The sequence below is a fragment of the Muricoccus pecuniae genome (assembly GCF_014199205.1).
GTDB lineage: Bacteria > Pseudomonadota > Alphaproteobacteria > Acetobacterales > Acetobacteraceae > Roseomonas > Roseomonas pecuniae.
Window position 1 is genome coordinate 138,718 of the sequence record NZ_JACIJD010000011.1, and the last position, 15,134, is coordinate 153,851.

The 15,134-nt window shown below is 74.2% G+C and carries 13 protein-coding genes; 4 read left to right on the plus strand and 9 right to left on the minus strand.

What is annotated here, in order from left to right; genetic code table 11:
• Positions 1-66: 66 nt before the first annotated feature.
• Positions 67-1,086, minus strand: a complete 1,020-nt coding sequence (gene ispH, locus FHS87_RS13445) for a 4-hydroxy-3-methylbut-2-enyl diphosphate reductase (protein WP_184519110.1) — start codon at positions 1,084-1,086, stop codon at positions 67-69.
• A gap of 164 nt (positions 1,087-1,250) precedes the next feature.
• On the opposite strand from ispH, the gene FHS87_RS13450 reads away from it, so the two are divergent.
• The gene (locus FHS87_RS13450; RefSeq protein ID WP_184519113.1) at positions 1,251-1,805 is read left to right on the plus strand and encodes a hypothetical protein; all 555 of its coding nucleotides are present in this window, start codon (positions 1,251-1,253) and stop codon (positions 1,803-1,805) included.
• 68 nt (positions 1,806-1,873) lie between these two features.
• On the opposite strand, the gene FHS87_RS13455 is transcribed toward FHS87_RS13450, so the two are convergent.
• The 4 genes from FHS87_RS13455 to FHS87_RS13470 all read right to left on the minus strand — a co-directional run bounded on the left by FHS87_RS13455 (position 1,874) and on the right by FHS87_RS13470 (position 6,956).
• Positions 1,874-4,195, minus strand: a complete 2,322-nt coding sequence (locus FHS87_RS13455; RefSeq protein WP_184519116.1) for a type IA DNA topoisomerase — start codon at positions 4,193-4,195, stop codon at positions 1,874-1,876.
• Positions 4,196-4,264: 69 nt separating this feature from the next.
• Positions 4,265-5,875: a hypothetical protein gene (locus tag FHS87_RS13460; protein WP_184519118.1), complete on the minus strand. Its 1,611-nt coding sequence runs from the start codon at positions 5,873-5,875 to the stop codon at positions 4,265-4,267.
• A gap of 62 nt (positions 5,876-5,937) precedes the next feature.
• Positions 5,938-6,249, minus strand: a complete 312-nt coding sequence (locus FHS87_RS13465; RefSeq protein WP_184519121.1) for a hypothetical protein — start codon at positions 6,247-6,249, stop codon at positions 5,938-5,940.
• Between the two features lie 173 nt (positions 6,250-6,422).
• Positions 6,423-6,956: a hypothetical protein gene (locus tag FHS87_RS13470; RefSeq protein ID WP_184519123.1), complete on the minus strand. Its 534-nt coding sequence runs from the start codon at positions 6,954-6,956 to the stop codon at positions 6,423-6,425.
• A 209-nt stretch (positions 6,957-7,165) separates the two neighbouring features.
• Between FHS87_RS13470 and htpG the strand changes: the two genes are divergently transcribed.
• Positions 7,166-9,001 carry a molecular chaperone HtpG gene (htpG, locus tag FHS87_RS13475; RefSeq protein WP_184519126.1) on the plus strand — a complete coding sequence of 612 codons (1,836 nt, stop codon included), beginning with the start codon at positions 7,166-7,168 and terminating at the stop codon, positions 8,999-9,001.
• A 39-nt stretch (positions 9,002-9,040) separates the two neighbouring features.
• Here the strand turns inward: htpG and FHS87_RS13480 are convergent, their stop codons facing one another.
• From FHS87_RS13480 to FHS87_RS13495, 4 genes are read right to left on the minus strand one after another with little or no spacing between them, the layout of a single operon-like run.
• Positions 9,041-9,709, minus strand: a complete 669-nt coding sequence (locus tag FHS87_RS13480) for an SDR family NAD(P)-dependent oxidoreductase (protein WP_184519128.1) — start codon at positions 9,707-9,709, stop codon at positions 9,041-9,043.
• Between the two features lie 19 nt (positions 9,710-9,728).
• A complete protein-coding gene (locus FHS87_RS13485; RefSeq protein WP_184519131.1) occupies positions 9,729-10,706 on the minus strand; it encodes a D-2-hydroxyacid dehydrogenase family protein in 978 nt (325 codons plus the stop codon).
• A gap of 33 nt (positions 10,707-10,739) precedes the next feature.
• Positions 10,740-11,417, minus strand: a complete 678-nt coding sequence (locus FHS87_RS13490) for an RraA family protein (RefSeq protein WP_184519133.1) — start codon at positions 11,415-11,417, stop codon at positions 10,740-10,742.
• A gap of 4 nt (positions 11,418-11,421) precedes the next feature.
• Positions 11,422-12,432, minus strand: coding sequence for a tripartite tricarboxylate transporter substrate-binding protein (locus FHS87_RS13495; RefSeq protein ID WP_184519135.1), 1,011 nt, complete (start codon positions 12,430-12,432; stop codon positions 11,422-11,424).
• A 188-nt stretch (positions 12,433-12,620) separates the two neighbouring features.
• Between FHS87_RS13495 and FHS87_RS13500 the strand changes: the two genes are divergently transcribed.
• Together FHS87_RS13500 and FHS87_RS13505 are read left to right on the plus strand one after the other, a co-directional pair.
• The gene (locus tag FHS87_RS13500; protein WP_184519137.1) at positions 12,621-13,640 is read left to right on the plus strand and encodes a catechol 2,3-dioxygenase; all 1,020 of its coding nucleotides are present in this window, start codon (positions 12,621-12,623) and stop codon (positions 13,638-13,640) included.
• Positions 13,637-15,124, plus strand: coding sequence for a tannase/feruloyl esterase family alpha/beta hydrolase (locus tag FHS87_RS13505; RefSeq protein ID WP_184519139.1), 1,488 nt, complete (start codon positions 13,637-13,639; stop codon positions 15,122-15,124). Before FHS87_RS13500 ends, FHS87_RS13505 begins: the two co-directional genes overlap by 4 nt.
• The last annotated feature ends 10 nt before the right edge of the window (positions 15,125-15,134 follow it).

The window sequence follows — 15,134 nt, forward strand, 5'->3', positions numbered from 1 at the left end:
CCGCAAGGGAATGGGGCCGCTGCCCCGCAGGGGGACGTGGCCGCCGACCCGCAGCGGGCGGGGAGGCTAGCCCGCGACGGGGGCGGGGGGCGCGCCGGCCGGGGTGCGGAGGGCGCGGGGCAGGTTGAAGACGATCCGCTCCTCCGCCACCGTCACGTCCTCGGTCACGACATCGAAGCGCTCGCGCAGGCGGGCGATCACCTCCTCCACCAGCACCTCGGGCGCGCTGGCGCCGGCGGTGATGCCGATGGTGGAGAGGCCGTCGGCCAGCGAGGGGTCGAAGTCCCGGCCGCGGGGGACGAGCACGGCGCGCGGGCAGCCGGCCTTTTCCGCCACCTCGCGCAGGCGCACGGAGTTGGAGGAGTTGGCGGCGCCCACCACCACGATCAGCTCGCAGCGCTCCGCGATCGCCTTCACCGCCGCCTGGCGGTTGGTGGTGGCGTAGCAGATGTCCTCCTTCACCGGGGCGGAGAGGCCGGGGAAGCGGGCGCGCAGCACGTCCAGCACCTCGGCCGTGTCGTCCACGGAAAGGGTGGTCTGGGTGGCGTAGGCGAGCGGGCCCTCGGGCGGCTGGACGGTGGCGGCCTGCGCGGCATCCTCCACCAGCGTCACCGCCCCCGGGGGAAGCTGGCCCATGGTGCCCACCACCTCCGGGTGCCCGGCATGGCCGATCAGCAGGATGTGGCTGCCATTGGCGTGGTGCCGCTCGGCCTCGCGATGGACCTTGCTGACCAGGGGGCAGGTAGCGTCGAGATAGAGCATCTGCCGGGCATCGGCCGCGGCGGGCACGGCTTTCGGCACGCCATGGGCGGAGAAGATCACGGGCTGGCCGTCATCGGGGATCTCGTCCAGCTCCTCGACGAAGACGGCGCCCTTGGCCTGCAGCCCCTCCACCACGAAGCGGTTGTGGACGATCTCGTGCCGGACGTAGACGGGCGCGCCGAAGCGGTCGATCGCCTGCTCGACGATCTTGATGGCGCGGTCCACCCCCGCGCAGAAGCCGCGCGGGCCGGCCAGCAGCACCTTGAGCGCGGGCTTCGCCGTGGTGAGCAGGGATCCGAGGGGCGCGTTTGCGATCTGGTCCATGGCGTGCGACTTGGTCCTTCGGCGCCGGCGGGAACAGCCCCCGGCCGGACCCTGGGCGCGCTTTCTACCCGTCCCCGGCCCCGGCGCCCAGGGCCGTCTTGGCCCATCCCCGCGCGGCGCCCCTTCGGGCGCCCGCCGAGTCGTCCCCGAGGAGTGCCCGCCGCGTGATCCGTCCCCCCGTCCTCGCCGCCCTCCTGGCCCTCTCGGCCCTGCCCGTGCTGGCCGGATGCGGCGGGCGGGGCAGCGCGCTGAGCGGGCGTCCCCAGGCGCCCTGCCCCCGGGTGGCCCTGCTGGCCGAGGCCGTGGACCTCACGCGCTATCGCCCCGGCGCCGCGCCGGATGTCGGCACGATGGAGGTGGACGCCCGCCTCACCGGCTTCCAGGCCCGCTGCGACTACGCCCCCCGCGATGCCGGGCTGGACGTGACACTGGCGGTGGAGGTCGCCGCCGAGCGCGGCCCCGCCGCGACCGGCCGGGTGGTGGAGCTGCCCTACCTCATCGCCGTGACGGAGGGGGGAGAGGACCGGGTGCTCAACCGCGGCACCGACACGCTGCGCGTGACCTTCGCGGGCAATGAGCGCCGGACGGCGGTGCAGGGGGAGGAGATGATGGTCCGCATCCCCGGGGACCCTCGCCGCGCGGCGGAGAAGGCCGTGCTGATCGGCTTCCAGCTCACCCCGGAGCAGCTGGCGCAGAACCGGCGGCGCGGCGTTCGCTAGGCCAAGGCCTCTCCAGGGCGGGGATGCCGCGTCCGGGGTACCCGGAGCAGCCTCCGCCCCCGCGCCGGTCAGAGCCAGCCACGCTCGCGGAACCGTCCGAGCTCGACGCCGGGCGGCGCGTACCAGCCGCCCTCGCGGTAGCGGGCGCCCAGTTGAAGCGCGGCCTCCTTGTTGCCGAAGGGGATCCTTAGCGGCGTGTCGCCTCCGGGCAGGTCCGGCGGCGGGCCCGGCGGGGCGGTTTCCTTCGCCTGCCCGGCGCGGGCCGCCTTGCCGGGGGGACGGCTGCCCCGGGCCGCGCCCTTCCGCCGTGAGGGGGCACGCGCCCGGGCAGGCAGCGCGCCGGCCCGTGCCGGCTCGGCTTCCCCCGGGGTCTCCGCCCCATCGGCGCCGGCGGCCCCTTTCTTGGCAGCGTGCTGGTCGAGAAAGGCCCGGCAGGCGGCGCCGGAGGTGGTGTAGCCGCGCGGCGGCTTGAGGCCCTTCTGCCGGGCGAGACCCTCCACGTAGCGCTTCATCGCGGGGGTGGGCGGCCGGTCGGCGCCGGACCTCCCGGCCGCCTCGCCGAGCAGGACGGGGCCGGCGGAGGCCGCCCCCTCCTGCAGCCGCCCGATGATCCGGCTCGCCTGGGCGCAGACGGCGTCGATCGCGCCCATCATCTCCTGCTGCCCGACCAGCACCTCGTCCAGCAGGCGCTCCATCTGCGCCGTCACGCCGGGATCGACCAGGGCGGGGTCCGCTTTCTCTAGCACCGCGTGGAGGGAGAGGCCCCGCTCGGTCGGCACGATGTTCTTGCCCTCGATGGCCAGGAACTCCTGCGCCTTCAACCCGCGGATGATCTCGGCCCGGGTGGCGGGCGTGCCGATGCCCTTGGCCTCCTTCAGCCGCTCCCGCAGCGCCTCGTCCTCCACGAAGCGCCAGGCGTTCTGCATCGCCTCGATCAGCGTGCCCTCGTTGTAGCGCGGCGGGGGGCGGGTCTCCTTGGCTTCCACCGCCGCGTCGTGCAGCCGGGCCGGCTCGCCGTCCCGCAGCGCGGGGAGGAGCTGGGCATCCTCGCCCTTCTCGTCCGCCGGCTGCCAGTTCGGGAAGGCCGCGCGCCAGCCAAGCTCGATCGGCTGCCGGCCGGTGGCGCGGAAGAGGTGGCTGTGCACGTCCATCGTGACCGTCGTCTGCCGGTAACGGAAATCCGGCATCATGGCCGCGAGGTAGGAGCGGGCAATGACATCGAAGAGCTTGCGCTCGTCCGCCGAGAGGCGCGGCCAGACCTCGCGCAGCGTCTCCACCGTGTTCACGTTGGGAATGACGGCGTGGTGGCTGGCCCCGGCCAGGCCCTTGTCGTGGAAGGGGCCGCCGGCGCCGCGCCGGATCACGGGTGGGTCGGGCACCGGCACCTCGGCGAAGGCGCGGCCGACGCGCAGCCCCGCCACGATCCGGGGCACGTCGGGGATCAGGTTCTCCGGGAGGTAGCGGGTCTCGGCGCGGGGATAGGTGATGACCTTCTTGCCCTCGCCGTCATACAGCTGCTGCGCCACCTCCAGCGTGCGCGCCGCGGACCAGCCGAAGCGGGAGCCGCAGAGCTTCTGGAGGGAGGGAAGGTCGTGCAGGCGGGGCGGGGACTGGCGCTTGTCCTCGACCTTCACGGAGAGGGGGCCCTCGAAGCCCTCGGCCAGGGCCGCGACCGCCTCGGCGTCCTCGCGCTTGAGGATGCGCTCCTTCGGCGCGTGGCGCATCCGCAGCGGGCCGGCCCCTGCCTCTGCGGTGGCCACCACCTCGAAATAGGCCTGGGGGACGAAGTCGCGGATCTCCAGCTCGCGCCGGCAGACAATGGCCAGCGTCGGCGTCTTCACCCGCCCCACGCCGATCACCGTCCGCGCCCCGCGCGCGAGGGTGACGGTGGCGGTGCGGGTGAGAGAGAGGTTGTAGATCTGGTCCGCCTGCCGCCGGGCCACGGCGGCGGCGTAGAGGCGGGCGTAGTCGGCATTGGGCCGCGCGCGGGCGAAGGCCTCGCGGATGGTCTGGGGGTCCTGGGCGGTGAAGATCACCCGCATGACCCGGCCGCGATACTTCAGGTGCTCCAGGATCTCCTGGCCGATGAGCTGCCCCTCGCGGTCGCAGTCGGTGGCGAGCCAGACGCAGCCCGCCCCCCGCAGCGCGGCCTTGATGGCCTGGAGCTTGGACGCCTTGTTGCCGCCCGAGGCGGGCTTGGTGCCGTAGAGCCCCTCCGGCCTGAGCAGGACCGGCGCCCAGCGCTTCCAGGCCGGGTCCGCCTCCTCCGGTTCCACGAGGTCGTAGAGGTGCCCCTCGGCCGGGAGGATCGCGCCGTAGCGGCCGCCCACGGCCGCGCGCACGTCCTTCGCCTGGCTGGTCTTCTCGGTGATGACGATCTGGTCGGCCATGGGAACCCTTGGTCGTTCTCTAAAGGTTCCCGGGGTGGGTTGCCAGTCCCGCCTCCCGCGCGCGGCCGCTCATCGGATGATGGGCTGCGCGCCGCCCCCGGCGCCCTCGCGGACGAGGCACCAGCGGCGCGCCCCTTCCTCCTCCGGGGAGCATCCCTGGAAGAAGCTCTCGCGGCAGGAGCGGTTGGCCCCGGTCTGCCAGCGCCCCGACGCCAGACAGCGCCGCCAGTTCGCCTCGCCCGCGGCGATCCCGTCGAAATACAGGGTTTCGAGCCAGAGGGAGCCGAGCGCGTCGAAGGCCGGCGCCACCTCATCGACCCATTCCCATTTCACCGGCCGCACGGGGTGCGCCAGGGCGATGGCGCCGCGCGCCACGGCGCGGCGGTAGCCCTGGAGGAAGTGGGATTCCAGCCGCACGCCGAAGGCCCCGCCCTGCAGGCCGAACACCGCCTCCGCGACCGTGGTCTCGCAGGTGTCGGGCAGGATCAGCGCTGTGGGGAAGGCCATGGCGGTCCCCGGGAAGGTGCCGGCCCTGGCGAAGAGGTCGATGTCGAAGAAGTAGCCCACGATGCGCATCCGCGCGGCGGTGGCCCGCAGCAGGGCCAGCTCCTCCCCGGGCGGGGCGCGGTCCCACTGCCGGCCGAGCACGGCCCAGACCTCCGCCGCCTCGGCATAGCCGGGATCGGTGGCGGCCCAGTGCGCCTCCAGCTCTGCCCCGAAGCCGCGGCCCTTCCCGGCCCTGCGCCGCTCCAGCAGGCGCTGCATCACCTCCTCCGCCCCCGCCGCCCCCCAGGAGACGACATGGACCAGCCGGTGCGGCGCCGGCTCCGCGTCGAGGAAGGTCTGCAACAGGTAGCCCAGGCCCTGGGCGGTCAGCCCGCCCTGGCTCTGGCCGGTGAGGACCACCTCGCCCCCCCGGGGGTCCCGCGCATAGGCGGCGGCGTCGCGGATCATGCGGAGCGCGGCGGTCGAGGCGAACTGCGCCCGCCCGCGCGTCAGGCCGGAGGCCCAGCTGCGGAAGTCGAGATGCGCGAAGACATGCGTGCCGGCCACGGCGTAGATCCGGTGCGCCCCGTGCGGCGGCGCCTGCCGCGATTCGAGCACGAGTGCGGCGAAGCCGGTGAAGGCGTCGGTATAGGCGCCCACGATCTCGTAGCCCGGCAGGGCCTCCGCCGTTTCCGAATGCACCAGCCGGGCGGGGAGGGAGGCCTCGGCCTCCGCCGCGTCGTGCCGGATGTCGTAGGCGCGGTCGGCCGCCGCCACCGTGGCCTCGTCCAGCATCCAGAGCGGGGCGATGCCGGAGCGCGGGTCCTGCCGCACGTTGCGGGCCTCGTGAGGCGGCAGGGGAATCGTGGCGGGATGCTCCCCCGGCAGGTCGACGTCGCGCAGCGATTCCAGCTGCAGCTCGATCCGCAATCCCCCGCCGCGCGAATCGATGGAGGCGCGGACCCCGTGCCGGGCCAGCACCTCGCGCGCGAAGGAGGGGAGGCCGGAGAAGAGCAGCCTGAGCCCTTGCCCCTCCTCCCGCCCGGCATCGGCGCATTGCGCCAGCTGCTCGGCCGCGGCGCGACCGCCCGGCTCCCGCTGCGGCCCGGCCGCGGCCGGGAAGGGGCAGGACAGGAGGAGGCCGAGTGCCAGGGCGAGTGCCCGGCGGCGCGGAGAGGCGGTCGACGCGTTCATCGGGACACGCTTCTACGCGCGCGCGGCCCCGCCGGAAGGGGAGGGGTCAGGCCCGGTCCGCGTCAGATGAACTGGCCGCGCAGGAAGCCGAGCGCCGGAAGCGGCTTCCACCGGTGGGGAAGGTCGGCGCGGCGGACGGGCGAGACGCTGTAATTGGGCACCGGCATGCTCGAGCTGCGCAGGAAGCCCGCATAGGCGCGGACCTGCTGCTCCCGCCAGTTGCGGTCGGCATCCGCGGCCGCGCGGCTGGGATAGATCTCGGCGATCCGCGTCTTGCGGCCGATGGAGGCCACGACGGCCCAGAGCTTGTCGTCGCGCGCCTGGCTCAGGCGGAGCACCTGGCCCTGCGGCTGCTCCTGGATCGGATGACTCATGCGGCTGGCCCCGTCCCCCCGATGCGCCCGTCGCGGCTCTCGGCTCTCGCAATCATCCCCAGCATTTGTGCTTCGCGGGGCGGGGCCACAAGGGCGGGGAAGCGGCGAGGCGGCGCGTTCCGGCCAGAGGGGCGCCGGGGCGTTTCCGCGCCGCCGCATCCTGGGCCGGGTTCCTAATCCTCCGGCCGGTCGCTGAGGGCGGGCGCGGCAACCGTTCCGGCCAACCGGGTGCCCTCGCCCAGCCGGATCGTCCCGTCGGGCTGGGGAACCGCGAGCGGGGCGACGAGGACTTCCGCGCTGTTCCCGCTCACCCCGAGGGCGCGCGCCACGGGCGGGGTGATGTCGAGCAGCCGCCCCGCGCTGGCCGCGCCGCCCCCGCGGATCCGGACCACGGTGGATCGCCCGTTCCGCAGGTTCTGCACCCGCGCCGTCGTCCCGTCCGGCAGGATCCCGCTGACCCCGAGGGCCGGGACGGAGGCGAGGGCCGGATCGTCCAGCACGGCGGCCGTGGCCTGGCGCGCCTTGCCCGAGCGGTCCGCGGGCGCGCGTGGGCCAGGGCGGGGCGATGCCTCGCGGGGTGATGCCTCGCGGGGCGCGATCTCGATCACGGCGCCTCCGCCGCCCCGCTCGCGGGAAGTGGCGGGAAGCGGGGCGGCGAGGAGGCATGCCGCCGCCAGTGCCGGCCCCAGAATGTCGCGGCGTGTCATGTTCCTGGCCTCCAGGGCGTGCGGGCCGGCGGGAAAGGGGCGCCTCCGCTCCTCGGGCGGGGGGCAGGGAAGGGCTTGCCGGGGGTCGAATCTGGTCCATGCGAGGGCCGAGGCAAGGCGGCGGCGCCCGGCCTCATCCGCTCTTGAAGGCCGATCGGCACGGTTTCATATCGCGCCCCTGATATTCCCCCGAATCTTGGAGGACGAGAGTGAGCGAGGCGGTGGAGCGTCACGAATTCGGCGCGGAGGTCGGGCGGCTGCTGGACCTGGTGGTCCATGCCCTCTACTCCGACCGCGAGATCTTCCTGCGCGAGCTGGTGGCGAACGCCGCCGACGCGGTGGACCGCCGCCGCTTCGAGGCCCTGACCGGCGGCGCTCCGGCGGTGCCCGAGGGCGCGGCCGTGCGGATCATCCCGGACAAGGCCGCGCGGACGATCACCCTCTCCGATCCCGGCATCGGCATGAGCAAGGCGGAGATGGCCGAGAACCTCGGCACCATCGCCCGCTCCGGCACGCGCGCCTTCAGCCAGTCCCTCGCCGAGGCGGGGCCCGCAGACCGGCCGAGCCTCATCGGCCAGTTCGGCGTCGGCTTCTACTCCGCCTTCATGGTGGCCGAGCGCGTCGAGGTCACCTCGCGCCGCGCGGGGGGCGAGGAGGCCTGGCGCTGGGCCTCCGAGGGCCGCGGCGACTACACCCTCGCCCCCGCCGCGCGCGAGGAAGCCGGGACGGACATCGTCCTGCACGTCCGGCCCGATGCGGAGGAGTTCCTGGAGCCGATCCGGCTGCGGACGATCATCCGCAAGTGGGCGGACCACATCACCGTTCCCGTCCTCATCGTGCAGGACGGGAAGGAGGAGGCGGCGAACGAGGGAACGGCCCTCTGGCGCAAGCCGAAGTCCGAGGTGAGCGAGGAGTCCTACGCCGAGTTCTACCAGCATCTCGGCCACTTCTTCGACAAGCCCTGGGCCACGCTGCACTGGCGCGCGGAGGGGACGGTCGATTTCCACGCGCTGCTCTTCATCCCCGGCATGAAGCCCTTCCAGCCCGTCGAGGGCGAGCGGGAGAGCCGGGTGCGGCTGCACGTGCGCCGGATGTTCATCACCGACGAGGCCGGGCTGCTGCCGTCCTGGCTGCGCTTCGTCCACGGCGTGGTGGACACCGAGGACCTGCCGCTGAACGTCTCGCGCGAGATGCTGCAGTCCACCCCCGTGCTCGCCCGCATCCGCCGCGCGGTCACCAACCGCGTGCTGTCGGAGCTGAGGACGCGGGCGAAGGACGCGGCGGACTACGCGGCCTTCTGGGAGAATTTCGGCCCCGTGCTGAAGGAGGGCGTGTGGGAGGATGCGGAGCACCGCAAGGACCTCGCCGCCCTCCTGCGCTTCCGCTCCTCCGCCGTGGAGGGATGGACCTCGCTCGCCGACTACGTCTCCCGCATGAAGGAGGGGCAGGAGGCGATCTACCTGCTCTCCGGCGAGACGCCGGAGGCGCTGGCGAAGTCGCCCCAGCTCGAGGGCTTCCGCGCCCGCGGCGTGGAGGTGCTGCTGCTCTCCGACGGGATCGACGCCTTCTGGCCGGAGCGGCTCGGCAGCTTCGAGGACAAGCCGATCCGCAGCATCACCCAGGGCTCCGTCGATCTCTCGGGGATCGCGGGCGGCGAGGGCGCGCAGGGTGAGGCCGCTGACGTCTCGAGGCTCCTCCCGCTGCTGCGGGATGCGCTGAAGGAGGAGGTGTCCGAGGTGCGCGCGACCGACCGGCTGGTGGACAGCGCGGTGGTGCTCGCCGCCCCCGAGCACGGCCCGGACCTGCACATGCAGCGCCTGCTCCAGCGCGCCGGGCGCGGCTTCGGCGCCGGCCTGCCGGTGCTGGAGATCAACCCGCGCCACGCGCTGATCGGCAAGCTCGCCGCCCGCGCGGAAACCGGGGGCGTGGAGGAGGCGGCCGGCTTCCTGCTCGACCTCGCCCGCGTGCAGGACGGCGACAGCCCGCGCGACCCCGCCGCCTTCGCCCGCCGCGTGGCAGAGGCCTTCGCCGCCGGCCTGGGCTGAAGGGTCAGCCTGGGCTGAGGATCAGCCCGGGCTAAGGGATCAGAAAGGGATCTCCTCGCCCCGGTGGTCGAGGAGAAGCCCCGTTTGCGCCGGCCTCAGCGCGTCGATGACGGAGAGTAGGCGGCCGGCGGCCTCCGCCGGCGCCTGCACATTGAGCCCGCTCCGGGCGAAGGGGCCCGACAGCCCCGTATCCACCGTGCCGGGATGCAGCGCGACGCAGACGGCGTTCCGGTGCGTGCGGGCCAGCTCGATGGCCGCCGTGCGCGTGATCTGGTTCAGCGCCGCCTTGGCCGCGCGGTAGCTGTACCAGCCGCCGAGCCGGTTGTCGGCGATGCTGCCCACCCGGGCCGAGAGGGTGGCGAAGACCGCCCTTTCCTCCCGCGCGAGCAGGGGCAGGAAGTGCTTCATCAGCAGCGCAGGGCCGGTGGCGTTGACGGCGAAGCTGTGCGCCATGTGGGCGGGGTCGAGCTGCCGTAGCGCCTTCTCCGGCCGGTAGCGCTCGTCGTGCAGGAAGCCGGTGGCGTCGATCACCAGGGTCAGTCCCGGCCCGGCACGGGCGGCCGCGGCGGCGATGCTCGCCTCGTCCAGCAGGTCGAGCCGGGGCTCCGTGCTTCGTCCCAGCCGCAGCACGGGGCGGCCGCGCCGCTCCAGCGCGTCCGACAGCGCGGCCCCGATGCCGCCCGTCGCGCCGATCACCACCGCCGTCATGCGTGCCGGCCCGGCGCCGTCAGCCCGGGGGCCGGGCCGCCTCAGGGTTCACGACATTGGTGGGCGCACCGGCTGCGAAGGCGAGGAGCTGGTCCACCGCCACCTCGTACAGCGCTTCGAAGACGCTCTGCTCCGCATAGCCGAGATGCGGCGTGCAGAGCGCGTTCGGCAGCCCGATCAGCGGGTGCGCGGCGCCCAGCACCGGCTCCTCCTCGAACACGTCCACCGCGGCCAGGCCGGGTCGCCCCTGCCGCAGCGCCGCCTCCAGCGCGCCGGCCTCGATGATCTGCGCGCGGGAGGTGTTCACGAGAAGCGCGGTCGGCTTCATCAGCGCGAGGTCCGCGGCCCGAACGATGCCGCGCGTGGCCTCGTTCAGGAGGATGTGGAGGCTGAGCACGTCCGTCCCGGCGAAGAAGGCCTCGCGGCTCTCCGCCACCTCGTAGCCGTCGGCGCGCGCCCGCTGCTGGCTGCCCTCCCGGCCCCAGCACACCACCCGCATCCCGAAGGCGCGGCCGAAGCGCGCCACGATGGAGCCGATCCGCCCGTAGGCGTAGATGCCGAGCACCTTGCCCTTGAGCCCGATGCCCACCGAGCCCTGCCATTGGCCCTCCCGCAGCCGCTCCACCTCCTGCGGGATGCGGCGCAGCGCGGCCAGGACGAGGCCCCAGGCCAGCTCCGCCGTGGCGTCCGGCCCGCCGGCGCCGCCGGCCGAGACGGTCACGCCCTGCCGCGTCAGGGCGTCCAGCGCGAGATGGGCGAGGTTGCGCCCGGTCTGGCTGACGAAGCGCAGCCCCGGCAGCCGCTCGACCACCGCGGCGGGCAGGCGGCTGCGCTGCTGCGTGAGGACGATCGCGTCCATGTCGCGCAGGCGGGAGACGAGGGCGTTCGGGTCCTTCTCGGTGTCACGGAACACGGTGACCTCGTGCCCGGCCAGCCGCCCGAAGGCGGGGCTCGCCCGGAAGGCGTCGGCGTAGTCGTCGAGAACGGCGATGCGCAAGCGCGTCACTCCTGGCAAGTCGGGGGGGCAGGTCTATCGGGGGCGAGTCTGGAGGCTGTGATAGCCGTGCCGGCGGCGGGCCTCGGCGAGGTCCACCCCGGCGCGGATGTCGGCGAGGATGGCCTCCTCCTTCTCCTCGATCCCGCGCGCGACGGCCAGCACCGCCTCCGCCTCCTGCAGCGGCACGGAGACGACGCAGCTGTCATCGGCGCAGAGGAGGTCGCCCGGATCGACGCGGACGGTGCCGAGGACGACCGGCACCATCACCGCCTCCAGCGCCACGCGGTCCTTGCCGGTGCGCGCATGGGCCGCGCGGGACCAGATGGGATAGCCGAAGGCGCGACTCTCGCCGACATCGCGGTTCACGCCGTCGATCACCGTCGCGGCCAGCCCCTGGGCCTTCGCCGCCTCGGTGAGGATGTTGCCCCAGACCGTGCAGTCCAGCCGCCCGCGATTGTCGATGGCGATGACGTCGCCGGGGCCGGCGAGGTGGAGGAAGTCGCCGACCGTGCCCCCGCCCGTGCCCACGGGCAGGTAGCGCAGCGTGACGGCCTGCCCCGCCACCCGCGCGCCCGGCGACATGGGGCGCAGCCCGTCCACCGCGCCGGGCAGGCCCAGCCGGTCGAGCGCGTCCGAGATGGAGGAGGTGGGGAGCGCCGCGAAGGCGGCGATGGCGGAGGCGGGCAGGCGCCGGAAGGGGGTGTCGGTCATGCGCTCAGTCGGCCTTGATGTCGTTCTCGCGGACGACCCGCCCCCATGTCTCGACCTGCGCGTCGAGGAAGCGCCCGAGCTCCGCCGGCCCGGCGAGGACGAGCCTCGCCTGCTGGCCCTCCGTGACCTGGCGCGCCACGCGTTCCTCGCGGAAGGCGGCGCTCAGGGCCTCGTGGAAGCGGCTGACGATGGGCGCCGGAACCCCGGCCGGCGCGAAGACGCCCCACCACGCCTCGGCCTGCAGCCCGGGAAAGCCGCCCTCCTCGGCCGTGGGGGTGCCCGCCAGGGCCGGCAGGCGCTGGGGGCCGAACTGCACGAGCGGGCGCAGCGTGCCGCCCGCGATCTGCGGCGCGAGGAGCGCCGCGCTGCCGACAACCATGTCCACATGGCCGGCCACCGCGTCGTTCACCGCCGGTCCGCCGCCGCGATAGGGCAGGTGCTGGAAGGTCACGCCCGCGCGGCTGCCGAGCAGCGTCATCACCAAGTGGCCGATGGTGCCGTTGCCCGGCGTGGCGAAGGTCACTGCCCCGGGCCGAGCCCGCGCCGCCGCGAGGAGGCCCGCGAGATCGCGGAAGGGCTTGTCAGGCCGGCAGGCGGCGACGTAGGGCGCCCCCCCGATCAGCGTCACGGGCTCGAGGTCGCGGCGGAGATCGAAGGGCAGGCGGGGCACCAGGGCGGGCATGACCGCGTGGCTGTCGAAGGTCAGCAGCCAGGTCTGCCCGTCCGGCCGCGCCTTGGCCACGACATCCGTGCCGAGGCTTCCCGCGGCGCCGCCCCGGTTCTCCACCACGATGCCCACGCCCAGGGCACTCTGCAGCCCGGGCGCGGCGAGCCGCGCCACCGCGTCGGTGGAGCCGCCGGGGGCGAAGGGGACGACGATGCGGATGGGCCCCGAGGGCCAGTCGCCGGAGGCCCCGCCTTGGACTCCACCCTGGGGCCCACCCTGGGCGAGAAGGGGGAGGGGCGCCGCGCCGGCCATGGCGGCCAGGAGGCCGCGGCGGGACCAGGAACTCATCGGGGCGCTTCCTCGTCTTTCTTGCGCCGGAGTAGATCGCAGCCCCCGGGACCGTGCAAGCCGCCCCCGCCCGGGACCGCTATGCCGGCGGGTTATAGAGGCGCCGGAATTTGGGATAGGACCGCGCCCCTCCCTGCCCCTAGCGTCCCCCCCCGCGGCCCGCCCCTGAGCGGGCGGGAGGACGACGCATGAACGGTCAGGACGAGCCGATCCTGGACATCGCCCATCTCGGCCATGTCGAGCTGCTGACGCCGAAGCCGGAGGAATCCCTTCGCTTCTTCGTGGACGTCATGGGCATGACGGAGAGCGGGCGGCAGGGTGACAGCGTGCTCCTCCGCGGCTGGGACGACTACGAGCGCGGCTCGCTCCTGCTCACCGCCTCGAGCACCTCCGGCCTGGGCCACGCCGCCTTCCGCACGCGCAGCGCCGCCGCGCTGGAGCGGCGCGTCGCGGCGCTGCGCGCGGCCGGCCACGAGGTGACGCGGCATGAAGGCAATCTCGGCCACGGGATGAGCTACCGCTTCCGCGACCCCGACAACCACCTCTTCGAGATCTACTGGGACACGGAGTGGTACGAGGCGCCGCCGGAGCTGCGCCCCTCCCTCAAGAACCAGGCGCAGCGCTTCCCCGCCCGCGGCGTGAACGTGCGCCGGCTGGACCACTTCAACTGCCTGGCGGTGGATGTCCGCGCCTGCCGCGAGTTCTTCCAGTCCACCCTCGGCTTCCGCTGCACCGAGCGGATCGAGCTGAACGACGGCAGCGAGGCCGGGATGTGGCTGACGGCCACGAACAAGTCCTACGACTTCGCCTTCACGCGGGAGGCGCACGGCATCCCCGGCCGCTTCCACCACGTCACCTTCGCCCTCGACAGCCGCGAGGCGATCCTGCAGGCCGCGGACGTGTTCCTCGAGAACGGCGTCTTCATCGAGACCGGGCCGCACAAGCACGCGGTCCAGCAGACCTTCTTCCTCTATGTCTATGAGCCCGGCGGCAACCGGGTGGAGGTGGCCAATGCCGGCGCGCGCCTCGTGCTCGCCCCGGACTGGAAGACGATCACCTGGACGGAGGAGGAGCGGAAGAAGGGCCAGGCCTGGGGCCTCCGGACGATCGAGAGCTTCCACACCCACAGCACCCCGCCGCTGCCGGATGGGAAGGGCGACGAAACCGTACCGGGGGACGACCTCTCGGCCGAGGGCATCGCCTCGTGATCGCGCGGGCGGCGGCGCTCGCCCTCCTGCTCGCTGCCACGGCGATGCCTGCCCTCTCCCAGACCCCGATCCCGCCCCGCCTTGCGTGCGATGCCCTGGCGGGGGCGGATCTCTCGGCCGATCTTGGCGTGCCGGCCCGCGTGGACGCGGCCTCCATCGAGGCGGAGGGCCGCCCGGCGCCCGTCTGCCACCTGCGCGGCACGATCCGGGGCACGATCGGCTTCCAGGCCTGGCTGCCGATGGAGCGCTGGACCGGTCGCTACCTCCAGATGGGCTGCGGCGGCCTCTGCGGCCGCGTCTCCACGAATGCCCCCCAGGCGCATGGCTGCGTCCCCTATGAGCGCGGCGAGTTCGCCACCGCCGCGACCGACATGGGCCACACGGACCCCAGCGCCTCCTCCTGGGGCGCCGATCCCGAGCGGCGCGAGGATTTCGCGCACCGCGCCCAGCACCTCACGGCGCGGGCGGCGAAGCTGCTGATCGCGCGCTTCTACGGAGAGGGGCCGCGCCGCTCCTACTTCTCCGGCTGCTCCGACGGCGGGCGCGAGGGACTGATGGAGGCGCTGCTCCACCCCGAGGACTTCGACGGCATCGCCGCCGGCGCCCCCGCCCTCGACTTCACGGCGCAGAACACCTTCCACCATGCCTGGACGGTGCAGCGGAACCGCCGCGCCGACGGCTCGGCCGCCCTGACCGCCGATCGCCTGCCCGTGCTGCACCGCCTAGTGCTCACGGCCTGCGGCGGGGCGGACGGCGTTGTGGCCGATCCCCTGAGCTGCCGCTTCGATCCGATGTCGGCCGTCTGTGCGCCCGGCGCCGACCCCGCCGGCTGCCTGACGGAGGAGGAGGCGCGCGCCGCCGCCGCCATCTACGATGGCCCGCGCACCGCTGCGGGCGAGCGGCTGACGGCGGGCGGGCTATTGCCCGGCTCCGAGGCGAACTGGCGCGGCACCGTCGCCCCCGAGGATGCCTCACGGCCGCCGCGGGCGCTCCTCTTCGCGACGGGCGTGCTGCGTCACCTCGCCTTCCCGCCGGGCGCGCCCACGCCCGCGCCGGGAGAACTCGCCTTCGATGCCGGGACCCTCGCGCAACTCGCCGGTGCCCGGTCCACCTTCGACGCGACGGCGACCGATCTCGGCCCCTTCTTCGCGCGCGGCGGGCGGCTGCTCCTCTGGCACGGGCTGGCGGACCAGGACATCACTCCCCGCACGACCGTCGCCTGGTGGGGCGCGCTGCGGCGCGACCTCGGGGCGTGGATGGTGGACGAGGCAGCCCGGCTCTACCTCATTCCCGGCCTCGCGCATTGCCGGGGCGGGGTGGGGCTGACCGAGAACGACACGCTCACGCCGCTGATCCGCTGGGTGGAGGAGGGGGTCGCGCCGGGCGATCTCGCGGAGCGCGTCGCCCCCACGGGTGACGTCGCCCCGCCGGACTTCCTCGGCGCCGGGCGCTTCGGGCCACGGAGCCGCCCCGCGCGGCCCTGAGCGGCCCCGG